Consider the following 14,382-nt stretch of genomic DNA (forward strand, 5'->3'; position numbering starts at 1 on the left):
TCTCTCTAGTCTTGGTCCGCCAAGGGCGGCACGGAACGGGGCTGGCGATCCTCACCGATCGCCACGAATGTGAAGGTCGCGCGGGTGACGCGATAGCTGCGGTCGTCGTGCCGGGCACGGCGCCATGCTTCCACGTCGATCTTCATGGACGTGCGCCCGACCGATTTCAGCGTCGCAAACACCGACACCTCATCGCCCACAACGACCGGGCGCAGGAAAGTCATGCCCTCCACCGCGATGGTCACGGCACGGCCATGGCTGTGTCTGGCGGCGACGGAACCCGCCGCGGAATCCATCAGGCTCATCAACCAGCCGCCGAAAATATCCCCATAGGGATTGGTGTCGGCGGGCATCGCGATGACGCGCACCGCCGGGTGGTCTGCCGGCGGCTGCTCGTCCATCCGGCTCATCAGGCCAGCAGGCCGATCGGATTTTCGACCAGCTCCCTGAAGACCTGCATCAAGCGGGCGCCGTCGGCGCCGTCAATGGCGCGATGGTCGAAGCTGCCGGTGGCCGACATGACCGTCGCGATCTGGAGGGCGTCGTCGATGACATAGGGCCGCTTCTCGCCCGCGCCGATGGCCATGATCATGCCCTGCGGCGGGTTGATGACGGCCTCGAACTGCTTGATGCCGAACATGCCCATGTTGGAGAGCGAGGCCGTGCCGCCCTGATACTCCTCCGGCTTCAGCTTGCCGTCCTTGGCGCGGCTGGCGAGATCCTTCATCGCGGTCGAGATGGCGGCGACGCCCTTGCTGTCCGCTTCGGTCACGATCGGCGTGATGAGCCCGCCGGGAATCGACACGGCGACCGAAATGTCGGCGCGCTGGAATTTCAGCATCTGGTCGCCGGCGAACTGCACATTGCATTCCGGCACCTGGACCAGCGCGACGCCCAGCGCCTTGATCAGCAGGTCATTCACCGACAGCTTGACGCCTCGCGAACCAAGGCCGGCATTGAGTTCTCCGCGCAGCTTCAACAGCTTGTCGAGCCGAACGTCCACGGTCAGGTAGATATGGGGCACCTGCTGCTTGGATTCGGTCAGGCGGCGCGCGATCGTCTTGCGCATGCCGCTGAGCTTGATGACCTCATGCGGGATGCCGAAGTCCTGCGCCGCAGCCGGAGCGGCGGCGGGTGCGGCCGCAGGCGCGGAGGCAGGCGCCGGAGCAGCGGCCTTGGCGGCCGGCGCAGCACCGTCGAGGTCCGCTTTCACGATGCGGCCATTGGGGCCGGAACCGGTGACGGCGGCAAGATCGAGCCCCTTGGCCTCGGCCAGACGGCGAGCGAGCGGGCTGGCCTTCACCCTGCCATCGGTCCCCTGGGCCGGCGCGGGATCAGCCTTGGCGGCAGGTGCGGGCGCTTTGGCGGGAACGGGGTCGGCCTTGGGCGCAGGACTCTCTGCACTCTCTGCGGGAGCAGCCGCCTTGGGCGCGGCATTTCCAGCAGCGGCCTGCGATACATCCTCGCCCTCCTCCGCGATGATGGCGATGACCGTGCCCACCTTCACGCCCTCCGCCCCTTCGGCCACCAGTATCTTGGCCACTATGCCTTCATCGACGGCTTCGAATTCCATCGTCGCCTTGTCGGTCTCGATCTCTGCGAGCAGGTCGCCGGAGGAGACGGCATCGCCCTCCTTCACCAGCCACTTTGCCAGCGTCCCTTCTTCCATGGTCGGGGAAAGGGCCGGCATCTGGATCGTCTTGCTCATGGGTGGAAGGCCTCTCATCTTTATCGGGCATGGGGCAATGAAGTTCGTTTCGGCGCTTTGGCCGGAACGGTCAAGGCCAAGCCTTGCGCACCCGCCGATAATCGGCCACATTTCACCACTCTGGTTCACGGCTAACCATATGGGTTCAGCCGGCGCCTGTGACGATGAAGACCAAAAGGTCGTTACCCTGTAAGGACGCGGCAGATGCGGACATATCTGGTTGTCGTGGACGAATCGCCGGAGGCGGAGACGGCGCTTCGTTTCGCTGCGCGGCGCGCCGCCAAGACGGCGGGCGCGATCCGCATCCTGGCCCTCATCCCTCCCGCCGAGTTCGTCCAATGGGGCGGCGTGCAGGCGACGATGGAGGATGAAGCCCTGCAACGGGCCGAAGCGCTGGTGACGAGCGCGGCGGGCACGCTGACCGACGAGTCCGGCATCCGCCCCAGCATCACCGTCCGGCAGGGCGATCCGGTGACGGTCGTGCGCCACACGCTGGAGGAGATGGACGATGTCGCGGCATTGGTGCTGGGGGCCGCCGCCAGCGGGCACCCCGGCGTCCTCGTCTCGCACTTCGCGGGCGCCGACGCGGGCAAGCTGCCCTGCCCTATCATGGTCATCCCCGGCGGCCTGGATGCCGAGGCCATCGACCGGTTGAGCTAGCGCTTTTCCAAGCAGATGAAATCAGCTGCTGACTCGGAAAGCGCGACAAAACAAAGACCTAGAGCAGTCGAGCCGATGCAATCGGATCGGAATCTGCTCTAGGGGCATCCTGCGCGGAAAGGAATCCGGTTCGAACGGCAGGACCGGGCCCCTGCCTACACAGGAGCAAGGTTTGTAGCCGGACCCGGACGCCTTGCGCCTTATTTCTTGAGGCGATAGCCCGTCCGGAACATCCAGCCGATGATGGCAAGGCAAAGCGCCAGCATGGCCGCAACGAACAGCAGGCTGAACTCGATGCCCACATCGCCCCGCCCGAAGAAGGTCCAGCGGAAACCGGAGATCAGATAGACGATCGGGTTGAACAGCGTGATCGTCCGCCACGGCTCCGCCAGCATGTGGATCGAATAGAAGGCGCCGCCCAGAAAGGTCATCGGCATGATCAGCAGTAGCGGGATCACCTGCAACTGCTCGAAACTCTGCGCCCATATCCCCAATATGAAGCCGAACAGGCAGAAGCTGACCGCGATCAGCACCATGAAGGCGACCATCGCGAGCGGATGGGCGACCCGGATGTCCACGAACAGATGCGCGGTCACGAAGATGATGGTGCCGACGATCAGGGATTTGGTCGCCGCCGCGCCGACATAGGCGATGATCGTCTCCACCGCCGATACCGGCGCCGACAGCAGTTCATAGATGGTGCCGGTGAATTTGGGCATATAGATGCCGAAGCTGGCGTTGAAGATGCTTTCGGTGAACATCGACATCATGATCAGGCCGGGCACGATGAAGGCCGCATAGGGTATCCCGTCGATCTGCGTCATGCGCGAACCGATCGCGCCGCCGAACACCACGAAATAGAGCGAGGTGGTGATCACCGGCACCAGCAGCCCGGTCAGCAGCGTGCGGCGGAAGCGATGCAGTTCGAACTTATAGATCGCCCATATGGCCCGATAATTGAACCCGCTCATGCCACCTTCTCCCGATGGACCAGGGAGACGAAAATATCCTCCAGGCTGCTCTGCTCGGTATTGAGGTCCTTATAGCCGATGCCAAGATCGCCCAGCTTGCGCAGCAGCGACGATACGCCGGTCCGTTCCGCCTGGGTGTCGAACACATATTCGATCTCATGGCCGTCCGCCTTCAGCGCGACCTGCCATTCGCCAAGCTCCGGCGGCACGGCGGACAGCGGTTCCGCCAGCACGATGGTCAGCGTCTTCTTGCCGAGCTTCTTCATGAGGGCGGTCTTTTCCTCCACCAGCACCAGTTCGCCCCTGTTGATGACGCCGACCCGGTCGGCCATTTCCTCCGCTTCCTCGATATAATGGGTGGTGAGGATGATGGTGACGCCGGTCTGGCGCAGTTCCCCGATCAGCTTCCACATGTCCCGGCGCAGTTCGACGTCCACCCCGGCGGTCGGCTCGTCCAGGAACAGCACCCGCGGTTCGTGCGACAGCGCCTTGGCGATCATCACACGGCGCTTCATGCCACCCGACAGCTCCAATATCTTGCTGTGGCGCTTGTCCCAGAGCGACAGGTCGCGCAGGATCTTCTCGATATAGGCGTCGTTGCGCGGCTTGCCGAACAATCCGCGAGAGAAGGTGACCGTGTCGATCACCCTTTCGAACGCATCGGTATGCAGTTCCTGCGGCACCAGGCCGATGGCGGAACGCGATCCGCGATAGTCGCGGACGATGTCATGCCCGGCGACGGTGACGCTGCCGCCCGTCGGCCGGACATTGCCGCAAATGATGGAGATCATGGTGGTCTTGCCGGCGCCATTCGGCCCAAGCAGCGCGAATATCTCGCCCTCCTCGATCTCCAGGTCGACGCCCCTGAGCGCCTGGAAACCCGAAGCATAGCTTTTGGTCAGGCCCGAAACGGTGATGATGGACGCCATGCGCGGCAGTGCCCCCTTTTTTCTGAAGCGCAAAGATAGGGTGCCGCCCGCGCGGCGCAACCGCAGTCTATTCGCCCTTGCGGAAAAAGCGGAAGACCGTGGCGGGCGGGAAGTTGCGGACGGTCTGGCCAGCCCTGACGACCTCCAGGCCGAGCGCGTCGAGAATCTCCCGGCTCACGGGCGGACGCATGGAATAAGTGAACTGGATGAAGGCGCCGCCCGGCCGCAGCATGCGGAAGCTTTCGGAAAGAATGTCGGCATGCATCTGCCGATCCATCGCCAGCAGGGGCAAGCCGCTGATGACCGTCTGATATTCCCCGGCCTCTCCGGCGGTTGCGGTGGAAACGATCTGCGCCGGAGTCTCCAGCACCGAAACATGGGGAAAATGACGCCGCAGCCCGCGCGCAAAGGCTGGGTTGATCTCCACCACCTCCAGCTTGTCCGGGGGAAGGCCGGTGCCCAGGATCGCTCGCGTGAAGACGCCCGTGCCGCCGCCCAGTTCGATTACCCGGCCATCCTCCGGATCGATATGCGCGACCATCAACCGCGCGAGATAACGGCTGCTGGGCACCACGGATGCGGTCTGGCGCGGTTTCTTCACCCAGGCGGCCAGGAAATCCAGATATTCGGTCGCCCGGGTACGAAACTCGCTGTTGGGCAGGGCCATCGCCCGGCTGCGCTTGGACTTATGCTGCATGAGCGAACTGCGACCATTTCACTGTCATGCCGACTCCCTTAGCGGCCCCGACGGGCCGCGTCGATATGGCCTAGAGGCGATTTCCCGTCGTCTGGTCGACCTCGGCGGCGCTTTTCAGGGTTTCGATACGCTCCTGCAACCATAGCGCCACGGCCGCGATGCGGGGCAGCTTCTTAAGGTCGCCATGCGTCACCAGCCAGAAACTGCGCATGATCTCCACCTCGCCGGCCATCACCGGCACCAGCGAAGGATCGCCGCCCGCGATGAAATCAGGCAGCACGCCGATCCCCGCCCCTTCCGCGATCATGCGATGCTGCATATTGATGCTGGTGGCGCGCAGACTGGCTTCCAGCCCCGCCTCCACCTCGTCCAGATAGTCGAGTTCGGGCGAGAAGATGAATTCCGGCACATAGCCGATCAGCACATGATCGCGCAGGTCAGCGGTGCCTTCGGGCACGCCCGCCTCCGCCAGATAGTGGGGCGCGGCATAAAGGTGCAGCCGGTAATCGCCCATCCGGCGAACCGACAGCCGCCCCCGCTGCGGCCGGGCCAGCATGACCGCCATGTCGGCCTCCCTCTTGGACGGATTGAGGAAACCGGATGCGGTGATGAGGTCCAGCCTGATGGCGGGATGGCGCCTGGCGAAGTCGGCAAGCCCCGGCGCCAGCACCCAGGTGCCAAAACCCTCGGCCACCGAAAGGCGCACCTGGCCGTTCAGATGATGCTCCCGCCCGGTGGCCTCCTCCATCGCGGCGAGCGCTGCGCTCTCGATGCTTTCGGCATGGCTCAGCAACGCCTGGCCATGGGCGGTCAGCGTGCGCTCCCCCGCCCCCACTTCGAACAGTTCGGGCCCCAGCGCCTTCTCCAGCCGGGCAAGCCGCCGCGCTATGGTCGTCGCATCGATCCCCAGGGCTCGCGCGGCGGGCGCGATCTTTCGCGTGCGCGCCACCGCCAGAAAGACCCTGAGATCGTCCCAATCGAACATTCATCACTCGCCAAATCTGCAAAATCGCTGCAATGCTATGCAGAACTGCGTTGTTGCGTGCAATTCCGCATCGTATCTAGAAGCAACCCAAAGCGAACGTCAGGAGAGTTTGTGAGCCAGTTCGATCTCACCGAGGACCAGTTGGCCATTCAGGAGATGGCGCGCCGGTTCACCGCCGATGCGATCACCCCTTTTGCGGCGGAGTGGGACGAAAAGCATATCTTCCCCCGCGACACCATCCGCGCCGCGGCGGAACTGGGCTTCGGCGGCATCTATGTGTCGGAGGAATCGGGCGGCATCGGCCTTGGGCGGCTGGAGGCGGCGCTGGTCATGGAGGCGATGGCCTATGGCTGTCCGTCGACCAGCGCGTTCATCTCGATCCACAATATGGCCGCCTGGATGATCGACCGGTTCGGATCGCAGGCCGTGAAGGACAAATATCTGCCCTCCATGGTGCCGATGGAGCGGATCGGCAGCTATTGCCTGACCGAAGCGGGATCGGGGTCCGACGCGGCGGCGCTCAAGACGCGGGCGATCAGGCAAGGCGATCATTATGTCGTCACCGGCTCCAAGCAGTTCATCTCCGGCGGCGGGGAGAATGAAATCTATGTCGTCATGGTCCGTACCGGCGACGACGGGCCGAAGGGCATATCCTGCCTCGTCATCGAGAAGGACATGCCCGGCGTCAGCTTCGGCGCGCAGGAACGCAAGCTCGGCTGGCATTCGCAGCCGACGGCTCAGGTCAATTTCGACGGCGTGCAGGTTCCGGTCGAGAATCTGGTCGGCGGCGAAGGCGAAGGCTTTCGCATCGCGATGATGGGGCTGGACGGCGGGCGGCTCAACATCGGCGCCTGCTCGCTGGGCGGAGCGCAGCGCTGCATCGACGAAGCGCTCACTTACACCAAGGATCGCAAGCAGTTCGGGCAGAGCATCGCGGATTTCCAGAACACGCAGTTCACGCTGGCGGATATGGAGACAGAGCTTCAGGCCGCCCGTACGCTGCTCTATGCGGCGGCGGTCAAGGTGACGGAGAATGCGCCGGACAAGACGCGCTTCGCCGCCATGGCCAAGCGGCTGGCGACCGACACCGGATCGTCGGTGGTCGACCGGGCGCTGCAACTGCATGGCGGCTATGGCTATCTGATGGACTATCCGATCGAGCGCTTCTGGCGCGATCTGCGCGTGCATTCGATCCTGGAAGGCACCAATCAGGTGATGCGCATGATCATCGCCCGCGACATGCTGCGGCCCTAAGCCCGAGAGAGAATGCGCAGGAGATTTTATGACCGATCAGGTGCTGATTTCCGTCGACAATGGCGTGGGGCGGATAAGGCTGAACCGGCCCAAGGCGATCCATGCGCTGACCACCGAAATGTGCGGCGCGATCATTGATGCGCTGCTGGCCTGGCGGGAGGATGAGAGCGTCGTTGCGGTGATGCTGGATCATGCCGAAGGGCGCGGTTTCTGCGCGGGCGGGGACATCGCCATGATCGCCGACAGCGCCAGGGGCGACTGTTCGGAGGCGGAGCAATTCTTCTTCACCGAATATCGGATGAACCATCTGCTGTTCGTCTATGAAAAGCCGATTATTGCCTTCATCGATGGCATCGTCATGGGCGGGGGCGTGGGGATTTCCGATCCGGCGCGCTATCGCGTGGCGACAGAGCGGACCACCTATGCCATGCCGGAGACGGGCATTGGGCTGTTTCCCGATGTGGGCGGCGGCTGGTTCCTGCCGCGCATGCCGGGGCGAACCGGAGCATGGCTGGCAACGACGGGCGCGCGGATCAAGGGCGCGGATTGCGCCGCCATCGGCATCGCAACCCATTATATGGCGTCGGACAAGCTGGATGCCGTCAAGGCGCGGATCATTGCCGATCCCGACGGATTGGCGGAAATACTGGACGAAATGGCCGATGCGCCGCCGCCATCGGCCTGGCAAGCGCATCGGGAGGAGATCGACCGGCTGTTCGCTTCGGACCGCTTCGAGGATATTCTGGCTGCATTGGAAGCCGACGGATCGGACTGGGCGCGCGAGCAACTGGCGACGCTCGCCACCAAATCGCCGCAGACGATCAAGGTGGCGCTGCGCCAGATGGTCGAGGGCGCTGCCTTCACCGATTTTGCCGACAATATGCGCAACGAATATCGCATCGGCCATCATGTCATCCGCCGTCCCGATTTCGTGGAGGGCGTGCGCGCGGTGATCTTCGACAAGGACAATGCGCCGCGATGGAATCCCGCGCGGCCGGAGGATGTGACGGACGAGCTGGTGGACAGCCTGTTCGCGCCCTTGCCGCCGGAAAGGGAATGGACGCCGCTGCCCGAACTGCGCGGCTGAACATGCTTTGTTTTCCGTGATTTCCAAGCCGTCAGATGGCCTATCTGACATGAAATCGCTCTAGAGGAGTGCCTGAAATGAGCCAGACCATCGCCTTCATCGGCCTGGGCAATATGGGCGGTGGGATGGCCGCAAATCTGCTGAAGAACGGCTTTGCCGTGCGGGCCTTCGACCTTTCGGAAGAGGCGCTGGCCAAGGCGGCCGAAGCGGGCGCCGTGCGCTGCGCCAGCGCGGCGGAGGCGGTCTCAGGCGCCGATGCGGTGGTCACGATGCTGCCAGCGGGAAAGCATGTGGAAGCCGTCTATACAGGCGAGGTCTTCGGAGCGGCCAAGGCGGATGCGCTGTTCCTCGACTGTTCGACCATTGACGTCGCGACGGCGCGCCGGGTGGAGGAAGCCGCTGCGGGCAAGGGCTTCGAGATGGTCGATGCACCCGTTTCAGGCGGCATCGCGGCGGCCAATGGCGGTACGCTGACCTTCATGGTCGGCGGCTCGGACCAGGCTTTCGGCCGGGCCAGGCCGATCCTGTCGGCCATGGGCAAGGCGGTGATCCATGCCGGCGGCGCGGGCAATGGTCAGGCCGCCAAGATCTGCAACAACATGCTGCTGGGCGCGACCATGGTGGCGACCTGCGAGACCTTCGCCATGGCGAAGAAGCTGGGCCTCGACCCGCAGACCTTCTACGATATTTCCAGCGTATCGTCGGGGCAAAGCTGGTCCATGACCAGCTATTGCCCGGTGCCGGGCGTCGGGCCGCAAAGCCCGTCGGACAATGGCTATCAGGGCGGTTTCGCCGTGGGGCTGATGCTGAAGGATTTGAAGCTGGCGACGGAAGCCGCCGCTTCGGTCGGAGCGAGCGTGCCGATGGGAAATGCGGCGGAGTCGCTTTACCAGCTGCTCGCCAATCAGGGTGAAGCGGGGCGCGACTTTTCGCTGATGATCGAGATGTTGGAGGGGAAGTAAGGGGTTTCCATCTCCAAGCGTCTCGTAAATGGGTGGATTGCGGACATTCCCCCTCCCGCAGGCGGGAGGGGGTTAGGGGGTGGGCTGGCGCGGCATCTGCGCTGTTTTGCAACGGCTAAGTCAGAAGCTCGCTACGCTCGCGCCCACCCCTAACCCCTCCCGTTTACGGGAGGGGAATGTCCTGAATCGGCTATCATCAGCCTCCACCCGCTTACCAATCAGCGGCCTTTCCAAACCCCCGGACGCTTGGCGACGAAGGCTTCCATGCCTTCCTTCTTGTCCTCGGTCGCGGTCAGGATCTGGAACAGGCGGCGTTCGGTCAGGATGCCCTGAGCCAGCCCGGTCTCGAAAGCCAGATTGACCATTTCCTTGTTCACCATCGCGGCCATGGGCGGCATCCCCGCTATGGTCGCGGCCGTCTTGAGCGCGTCCTCCAGCAGATCAGCCGCCGGAACGATCCGCGCGACCAGACCGGCGCTTTCCGCTTCTTCGGCGCCCATCATGCGGCCGGTCAGGCACATTTCCATCGCCTTCGCCTTGCCGACGGCGCGGGTCAGGCGTTGCGATCCGCCCATGCCCGGCGCGACGCCCAGCTTTATTTCGGGCTGGCCGAATTTCGCGGTGTCGGCGGCCAGGATGAAATCCGCCATCATCGCCAGCTCGCATCCGCCGCCCAGCGCGAAGCCGGCGACCGCCGCAATCCACGGCTTGCGGGTGGCGACGACCTTGCTCTGCCAGCCGGAGAAGAAATCCTCCAGGAAGAAGTCCGCCGAATCCTTCTCCACCATTTCCTTGATGTCGGCGCCGGCGGCAAAGGCCTTCTCGCTGCCGGTCAGGACCAGGCAACGCTGCGACGGATCGGCATCATAGGCAGCAAAGACCTCGCCCAGATCCCTCAGCACCTGGCTGTTCAGCGCATTCAACGCCTGCGGGCGGTTGAGCGTGACCAGCGTCACCGCATCGCGCTGTTCCACCAGGATCGTTTCATATGCCATTGCCGTCTCCCTTCATTGACCCATTGCGATCCGCTCTATGCAGCGCGACGGCCCTTGGCCAGCCCCGGCAAGCCGCATCTTCGCAGCCGCTATCGGCACAGATGCATGAAGTCCCGGTCATAGCTGCGCAGATGCGCGCCGCCATCGATATAGAGCGTCTGACCCGTCACCGCACTGGCGCCCGCCAGATACAGCACGGCTTCGGCAATCTGCTCCGCCTGCGGCAGACGCGCCAGCGGCATCATCGCGGACAGCCTTTCCATTTGGCCTTCGTCATAATCGGGCGTCGCGATGGTGAGTCCGGGGGCGACCGCATTGACCCTGATCTGCGGCGCCAGGGTGGATGCGGACAGCCGCGTCAGCCCCGCCAGCGCCATCTTCGACAAGGTATAGGCCAATTGGTCGCCATGCGGATGGTCGATCCGCTGATCCAGTATATTGACGATGCACCGGTCGCCTGTGCCGGCCGGAATGGTGGCAAAGGACTTGGTGAGCAAGGTGGGCGCGGCGCAATTGACCGCATAATGGCGCATCAGGTCGTCGGCATTGACGCTGTCGAGCCGATCCTGGCCGAAGATCGCCGCGCTGTTGACCAGGACATCGGGCGGACGGCCGAAACGCTCTGCGACCAGCGCCACCAGTTCCTCCGCCCCTTCCGGATCGCTGAAATCGACGGTGAAGCCGTCCCATTCGGTCCCATTCTCCTCCAGCGTCAGCGCCAGATGGGAATCGAGCCGGGTATCGTGGCTGCCATGGATCGCCAGCGAATAGCCTGCCCGCGCGAAGGCAGCGGCGATGATGCCGCCCAGCCGCCGATGACCGCCCGTCACCAGCGCCAGCCGCTTTTGCGCCAGCGGCCGTGCGCCCGCCTGTTCGGCGCGCTTCCCAGTGCCCCCGAGGGGCCGATAGGCGGGAGCTTCCTCTTCGCTCACGATCCGATCAGCTTCAGCACTTCTTCACGGCTCTTCTCATCGTCGCGGAAGACGCCGAGCATGCGGCTGGTCTTCATGACGACATTGGGCGTGCGCACGCCACGGCCCGTCATGCAGCCATGGGTCGCCTCGACCACGACCGCGACGCCCTGGGGCTTCAGATGTTCCCAGATGCAGTTGGCGACTTCCGAAGTCAGCCGTTCCTGCACCTGAAGCCGGTGGGCGAAGGCGTGCAGCACGCGCGCCAGCTTCGATATGCCGACGACATATTGGCCGGGCAGATAGGCGATGTGCGCGACGCCCACGATGGGCGCCATATGGTGCTCGCAGTGCGACTGGAACGGTATGTCCTTCAACAGCACGATGTCGTCATAGCCGCCGACTTCATGGAAGATGCGCGAAAGATGATAGGCCGGATCGTCGTCATAGCCGCGGCAATATTCCTTCCACGCCCGCGCCACGCGCTGGGGCGTTTCCACCAGCCCTTCCCGTTCCGGATCGTCGCCCGACCAGCGGATCAGCGTACGGATCGCGTCGGCCACGTCCGCCGGAACCGGAATCTTGATCGACTCGCCCGCAGTTTCGGCATCGGGATCATATTCCATGGACGGCACCACTCCTTTGTTGCTTCCGGGCATATGGCGACTGATTTACAGGAACGCCAGCCCCTTCGCCCTGCTGGACAGGACATGCTGGCGGTGGCACATGCAGGGGAAACCGGGTCAACCGGGTCGCCTCAAATCATCACAGCGGAACCATGCGGACCGAACAGATCGCCGCCGTCCTCCTTGCAGCGGGCACATCCTCACGATTCGGGGAAGAAGACAAGCTGATGGCCGATTGGCGGGGCAAGCCCGTCGCGGTGCATGCGCTGGAAACCATCGCCTCCATGATCTTTGCGGAACTGGTTGCGGTGGTGCGTCCTGTCGGCCAGGCGCCGGTCCTGCATCGCCGGCTGGAACGGCGCGGCTATTCGATCCTGGTCAACGATCGTCCGGAAGACGGCATATCGGGCAGCATCATCCGCGCCGTGGAGCATGTCATGCCGATGCGGAAATGCCGCGGCATATTGATCTGCCTGGCCGACATGCCCGACGTGCCGCAGACGCATTACAACCGCATCTGCATGGCGGCGGAGGACATCCGCTCCGTCGTCGCCAGCACCGACGGATTTTCCTCTTCGCCGCCCGCCTTCATCGGGCGGAAGCATTTCCCCGAACTGCTGGCGCTGCGGGGAGACCAGGGGGCGCGGGCGCTGCTCAGCCATGGCGTGCAGATCGAAACCATGGGCGCCAGCCTGCGCGACATCGACACGCCAGAGGATCTTGCCGAACGGCGGCCCGAATAGCGCATCAGCTCGACCGGGTGGGATCGGTCATGGGATCGCCCATCTCGCGCGGGTCGGCCGAGCGGCCCAGCGGCAGAGAACCCGTCTGCCGCTCCAGCATGCGATGCACGACCGGCGGATTGGGGCCGCTGTGCAGCGCGTGGATGGCTTCGCTGTTCGCCATGTCGGCAACGGTCCGGCGGCTGTTGTGGCGGACATAGTCCAGCCAGGTCGACACATGATAGCGCTCCACCCACAATTCCGGATCGCCCAGATCGCGCAGCAGCGACCAGCCATGGGCGCCGTCGCGGCGACGGATGCGGCGGCGTTCGCTCATCGCCGCCAGGAAGGGGACGACAGATCCGGCGGCTATGCGATATTCTATGGTGACGACCACCGGGCCGCTGCGGGGCTCGATCGGAACGGCGGTCTGCGGCTCGCGCCACAGGTTCTGGAGGTCGAGATTCTCCTCGCCCGTCTGCGCCAGCGGACGCGCATAGCCGATCAGGGCCGAGGCGAACTGGACGGCTGCCGCGCCATAGAGGGCGATGACGACGCCATGATCCTCCGCCATGGTGCCGAACAGCCATGCACCCCCGGCCATGCCGCCGAAGGCGACCATCTGATACAGGGCAACGGCCCGCGCCACGACCCAGCGAGGCGCCGACATCTGGACCGAAACGTTGAAGGTCGAGAGGGCGATCACCCAGCCCGCGCCCGCCATCAGCAGCCCCAGCAACGCAACGACCAGCCAGTCGCTGACCGCCATCAGCACCGTCCCGGCCGCAAGCGCCATGGCGGCTGAGCGCACGATGGTCTCGACCGAAAAGCGGCGGCGCAATTGCCCCGTCGACAGCGCCCCCAGCACCGCGCCGATGCCGAAGGCGCCGCTGAGCGCGCCGAATGTCAGCGCGCCGCCGCCCAGCAGGTCGCGCGCCACCAGCGGCATCATCGCTGAAACGGCGCTTGCCCCGATGCCGAATGCCGCGCTTCGGAGCAGCACGACCTGGATGTTGGGCGACATGGCGACGTAACGAACCCCAGCGCGCATCGCGAGGCCTATGCGTTCGCGCGGGAGGAGTTGAGGCGGCCGTTCGGGACGCCAGCGGGCAAGCACGGCGACCAGCCCCACATAGCTGATGGCGTTGACCAGAAAGGCCGTCGCCGCACCGGCGGCCGCGACGATGACGCCGCCCAGCGCCGGGCCGATGCTGCGCGCCATGTTGAAGCCCATGGAATTGAGCGAGACGGCATGGGGCAAGGCGGCGCGCGGCACCATGTCCCCGACCGACGCCTGCCAGGCCGGCCCGTTGATCGCGGTGGCGCAGCCGACCAGGAAGGTGAAGCCCAGCAGGGCCCAGGGCGTCACCCAACCCATCCAGGCGAACAGCGCCAGCAGGGCGGAGACGATGAGCATGAACAGCTGGCAGATCAGCATGACCACCCGCCTGTCGCTATTGTCCGCCACCGCGCCTGCCCAGAGCGACAGCAGCATGATCGGCAGGGTCGTCGCCGCCGGAACCAGCGCGATCATCTGGGGCGAGGCGGAGAGCGAGGTCATCATCCACTGCGCGCCGACGGACTGGATCAGCCCGCCGAAGTTGGAGGCGAGGCTGGCCCACCAGATCGCGCGGAAGATCGGGATCGACAAGGGCGACGGCGCTTGGGAGGGGTCCGACTCTGACACGCTTTCCATGAAGCGGAATAAGGCGGGCGGGTCAAATCCGCGAATCATTAAAAGAATTGAAAAGGGTTGAAACGTCCGCCGGAGGACGAGGCGGGGCCCCTTTGGCGGGATGACGTTACGGTCGGGCGGGCTGACGATTGAGGCTTGCACTTTACGTAAACGTAAATACATTCGCAGCGAACATCCGG

Annotated in this window: 15 protein-coding genes; 5 read left to right on the forward strand and 10 right to left on the reverse strand. The window is 64.6% G+C overall.

Features of this window, described 5'->3' with window-relative positions:
• Positions 1-5: 5 nt before the first annotated feature.
• Together TZ53_RS19880 and TZ53_RS19885 are read right to left on the reverse strand one after the other, a co-directional pair.
• Positions 6-410, reverse strand: a complete 405-nt coding sequence (locus TZ53_RS19880) for an acyl-CoA thioesterase (RefSeq protein WP_025549171.1) — start codon at positions 408-410, stop codon at positions 6-8.
• The gene (locus TZ53_RS19885) at positions 410-1,708 is read right to left on the reverse strand and encodes a pyruvate dehydrogenase complex dihydrolipoamide acetyltransferase (RefSeq protein ID WP_044662460.1); all 1,299 of its coding nucleotides are present in this window, start codon (positions 1,706-1,708) and stop codon (positions 410-412) included. The genes TZ53_RS19880 and TZ53_RS19885 overlap by 1 nt, the downstream gene beginning before the upstream one ends.
• Before the next feature lie 204 nt (positions 1,709-1,912).
• Between TZ53_RS19885 and TZ53_RS19890 the strand changes: the two genes are divergently transcribed.
• Positions 1,913-2,368 (forward strand): universal stress protein, encoded by a 456-nt coding sequence (locus TZ53_RS19890; protein ID WP_025549169.1) that lies wholly within the window; start codon positions 1,913-1,915, stop codon positions 2,366-2,368.
• Between the two features lie 200 nt (positions 2,369-2,568).
• On the opposite strand, the gene TZ53_RS19895 is transcribed toward TZ53_RS19890, so the two are convergent.
• The 4 genes from TZ53_RS19895 to TZ53_RS19910 form a co-directional block, all read right to left on the reverse strand.
• Complete coding sequence (locus tag TZ53_RS19895; protein ID WP_044662461.1) at positions 2,569-3,339, reverse strand: ABC transporter permease; 771 nt, start codon at positions 3,337-3,339, stop codon at positions 2,569-2,571.
• A complete protein-coding gene (locus TZ53_RS19900) occupies positions 3,336-4,268 on the reverse strand; it encodes an ABC transporter ATP-binding protein (RefSeq protein WP_044662462.1) in 933 nt (310 codons plus the stop codon). The genes TZ53_RS19895 and TZ53_RS19900 overlap by 4 nt, the downstream gene beginning before the upstream one ends.
• Before the next feature lie 67 nt (positions 4,269-4,335).
• The gene (locus tag TZ53_RS19905; protein WP_044662463.1) at positions 4,336-4,965 is read right to left on the reverse strand and encodes a class I SAM-dependent methyltransferase; all 630 of its coding nucleotides are present in this window, start codon (positions 4,963-4,965) and stop codon (positions 4,336-4,338) included.
• Positions 4,966-5,035: 70 nt separating this feature from the next.
• On the reverse strand, positions 5,036-5,950 hold the full coding sequence (locus TZ53_RS19910; RefSeq protein WP_044662464.1) for a LysR family transcriptional regulator: 915 nt from the start codon (positions 5,948-5,950) through the stop codon (positions 5,036-5,038).
• Between the two features lie 111 nt (positions 5,951-6,061).
• On the opposite strand from TZ53_RS19910, the gene TZ53_RS19915 reads away from it, so the two are divergent.
• The 3 genes from TZ53_RS19915 (at position 6,062) to mmsB (ending at position 9,253) form a co-directional block, all read left to right on the forward strand.
• Positions 6,062-7,204, forward strand: a complete 1,143-nt coding sequence (locus TZ53_RS19915) for an acyl-CoA dehydrogenase family protein (protein WP_076605705.1) — start codon at positions 6,062-6,064, stop codon at positions 7,202-7,204.
• A gap of 28 nt (positions 7,205-7,232) precedes the next feature.
• A complete protein-coding gene (locus tag TZ53_RS19920; protein ID WP_044662465.1) occupies positions 7,233-8,291 on the forward strand; it encodes an enoyl-CoA hydratase/isomerase family protein in 1,059 nt (352 codons plus the stop codon).
• 77 nt (positions 8,292-8,368) lie between these two features.
• Positions 8,369-9,253 carry a 3-hydroxyisobutyrate dehydrogenase gene (gene mmsB, locus TZ53_RS19925; RefSeq protein ID WP_044662466.1) on the forward strand — a complete coding sequence of 295 codons (885 nt, stop codon included), beginning with the start codon at positions 8,369-8,371 and terminating at the stop codon, positions 9,251-9,253.
• A gap of 218 nt (positions 9,254-9,471) precedes the next feature.
• Here mmsB and TZ53_RS19930 read toward each other — a convergent pair whose 3' ends face one another.
• The 3 genes from TZ53_RS19930 to folE form a co-directional block, all read right to left on the reverse strand.
• Positions 9,472-10,248, reverse strand: coding sequence for an enoyl-CoA hydratase-related protein (locus TZ53_RS19930; RefSeq protein WP_044662467.1), 777 nt, complete (start codon positions 10,246-10,248; stop codon positions 9,472-9,474).
• An 89-nt stretch (positions 10,249-10,337) separates the two neighbouring features.
• The gene (locus tag TZ53_RS19935; protein WP_025550996.1) at positions 10,338-11,180 is read right to left on the reverse strand and encodes an SDR family oxidoreductase; all 843 of its coding nucleotides are present in this window, start codon (positions 11,178-11,180) and stop codon (positions 10,338-10,340) included.
• Positions 11,177-11,785 (reverse strand): GTP cyclohydrolase I FolE, encoded by a 609-nt coding sequence (folE, locus tag TZ53_RS19940; protein ID WP_025550994.1) that lies wholly within the window; start codon positions 11,783-11,785, stop codon positions 11,177-11,179. The genes TZ53_RS19935 and folE overlap by 4 nt, the downstream gene beginning before the upstream one ends.
• A 152-nt stretch (positions 11,786-11,937) precedes the next feature.
• Here folE and TZ53_RS19945 point away from each other — a divergent pair, with 152 nt between their 5' ends.
• Positions 11,938-12,528 carry a nucleotidyltransferase family protein gene (locus tag TZ53_RS19945; protein ID WP_025550993.1) on the forward strand — a complete coding sequence of 197 codons (591 nt, stop codon included), beginning with the start codon at positions 11,938-11,940 and terminating at the stop codon, positions 12,526-12,528.
• Positions 12,529-12,532: 4 nt separating this feature from the next.
• On the opposite strand, the gene TZ53_RS19950 is transcribed toward TZ53_RS19945, so the two are convergent.
• The gene (locus TZ53_RS19950; RefSeq protein WP_044663170.1) at positions 12,533-14,203 is read right to left on the reverse strand and encodes an MFS transporter; all 1,671 of its coding nucleotides are present in this window, start codon (positions 14,201-14,203) and stop codon (positions 12,533-12,535) included.
• Positions 14,204-14,382 lie beyond the last annotated feature (179 nt).

The organism is Sphingobium sp. YBL2, assembly GCF_000943805.1.
GTDB lineage: Bacteria > Pseudomonadota > Alphaproteobacteria > Sphingomonadales > Sphingomonadaceae > Sphingobium > Sphingobium fuliginis.

Bases quoted from the DNA above. Each gene is read 5' to 3' on its own strand.
- TZ53_RS19880 (WP_025549171.1), bottom strand. From the start codon at position 410: ATGAGCCGGATGGACGAGCAGCCGCCGGCAGACCACCCGGCGGTGCGC.
- TZ53_RS19885 (WP_044662460.1), bottom strand. From the start codon at position 1,708: ATGAGCAAGACGATCCAGATGCCGGCCCTTTCCCCGACCATGGAAGAA.
- TZ53_RS19890 (WP_025549169.1), top strand. From the start codon at position 1,913: ATGCGGACATATCTGGTTGTCGTGGACGAATCGCCGGAGGCGGAGACG.
- TZ53_RS19895 (WP_044662461.1), bottom strand. From the start codon at position 3,339: ATGAGCGGGTTCAATTATCGGGCCATATGGGCGATCTATAAGTTCGAA.
- TZ53_RS19900 (WP_044662462.1), bottom strand. From the start codon at position 4,268: ATGGCGTCCATCATCACCGTTTCGGGCCTGACCAAAAGCTATGCTTCG.
- TZ53_RS19905 (WP_044662463.1), bottom strand. From the start codon at position 4,965: ATGCAGCATAAGTCCAAGCGCAGCCGGGCGATGGCCCTGCCCAACAGC.
- TZ53_RS19910 (WP_044662464.1), bottom strand. From the start codon at position 5,950: ATGTTCGATTGGGACGATCTCAGGGTCTTTCTGGCGGTGGCGCGCACG.
- TZ53_RS19920 (WP_044662465.1), top strand. From the start codon at position 7,233: ATGACCGATCAGGTGCTGATTTCCGTCGACAATGGCGTGGGGCGGATA.
- mmsB (WP_044662466.1), top strand. From the start codon at position 8,369: ATGAGCCAGACCATCGCCTTCATCGGCCTGGGCAATATGGGCGGTGGG.
- TZ53_RS19930 (WP_044662467.1), bottom strand. From the start codon at position 10,248: ATGGCATATGAAACGATCCTGGTGGAACAGCGCGATGCGGTGACGCTG.
- folE (WP_025550994.1), bottom strand. From the start codon at position 11,785: ATGGAATATGATCCCGATGCCGAAACTGCGGGCGAGTCGATCAAGATT.
- TZ53_RS19945 (WP_025550993.1), top strand. From the start codon at position 11,938: ATGCGGACCGAACAGATCGCCGCCGTCCTCCTTGCAGCGGGCACATCC.
- TZ53_RS19950 (WP_044663170.1), bottom strand. From the start codon at position 14,203: ATGGAAAGCGTGTCAGAGTCGGACCCCTCCCAAGCGCCGTCGCCCTTG.